The organism is Photorhabdus hainanensis (assembly GCF_018448965.1).
Classification (GTDB): domain Bacteria; phylum Pseudomonadota; class Gammaproteobacteria; order Enterobacterales; family Enterobacteriaceae; genus Photorhabdus; species Photorhabdus akhurstii.
In genome coordinates this window covers 1-1,388 of sequence record NZ_RCWD01000102.1, presented here as the reverse complement: position 1 = coordinate 1,388, position 1,388 = coordinate 1, and the positions used below count along the sequence as shown (strand labels likewise).

Here is a 1,388-nt window from a genome sequence, read left to right as displayed (position 1 = left end):
CTGCGTAACGAGGTGGGCCGGCTGCAATACCGGGCTGAACATGGCGTGCCGTGGTATGAGCGTTTTAGCTTGAGTCAGAATCAGAAACTGTTGACGACGGTGCTGCCCTATTATGCGCAGGTCAATAACCGCCTGATACGGGACAAAGCGGCGGCGGTGCTGCATGCGAAACTGAGCGCATTAGTGAATTTACCGCCGGGCAGCCCTTTGCGGGCCAAATGGGCGCAAGCCGGTCACGACCAGTTGAAAGCCTACCTGATGATGGCGCAGCCGGAAAAAGCGGATGCCGCGTTTTTAACCCGAATACTGAATGAAAATGAGCCTGAGCGGGTCGGTATTGCCCCCGGCGTCTGGCTGGACGCGTCGTTGGATTTGTGGAAGTTTTATGCGGAGAATCTGCCCGCGCATCCCGAATGGCGGATAACGCCGGATAAAACGCTGGTTAAACAGGCGCGTCAGCTTTTGCTGCTCCAGCTCGGTAAGCACAATGCCGAATCAGCGCTCTACCAGCAGATGTTGCAATCGGTGGAGAAAAATTACGCGGACCTGACACTCAACCAAATGACCGGCGACACCGATGCTGAACGGCTGTTTACCACCTCTCGCGTGATACCGGGGATGTTTACCCGTCAGGCGTGGGAAGGTGGGATACAAAAAGCGATAGCAGAAGCGGTGGCGTCACGTAAGGAAGCGATTGACTGGGTGCTGAGTGATAACCGTCAGACGGTCTCGGCTGCGGTGTCACCCGAAGAGCTGAAAGCCCGCTTGACCGCCCGTTACTTCACCGATTTTGCCGGGGTGTGGCAGGATTTTCTCAACAGTTTGCGCTGGCATAAAACCCGGAACCTGTCGGATGTTATCGACCAGTTAACCCTGATGGCGGACAGGCGTCAGTCTCCGCTGATTGCGTTGATGAACACGCTGGCCTATCAGGGGGAGACCGGGCAACAGGGGCCGACATTATCGGATTCATTGGTGAAATCCGCTAAGACGTTGCTGAATAAAAAAACGCCGCGAATGATTGATCAACAGACGGTCAGTGTGCGCGGGCCAATGAACGAGACCTTTGGGCCGTTGCTGGCGCTGATGGGAGAACATCAGGCGGACGGGGGAATGAAGGCCGACAGCTCGCTGAACTTACAAACCTTCCTCACGCGGCTAACCGAAGTGCGGCTGAAACTGCAACAGATGAACAACAGTGATGACCCGCCGGCAATGGCGAATGCGCTGGCCCGGACGGTATTTGAAGGGAAAAGCACTGATTTGACCGATACACAAGGCTATGGCCGCCTGATAGCCGCCAGTCTGGGAGGACAATGGCGGGGTTTTGGTCAGGCAATGTTTGTGGAGCCGTTAACGCAGGCGTGGCAGGGCGTACTGAAACCGGC

Annotated in this window: 1 protein-coding gene; it reads left to right on the top strand. The window is 56.2% G+C overall.

Annotated elements, in window-relative coordinates:
- Positions 1-1,388 (top strand): ImcF-related family protein (locus EAE92_RS24025; protein ID WP_246545389.1); only part of this gene is annotated, 1,388 nt, incomplete at both ends.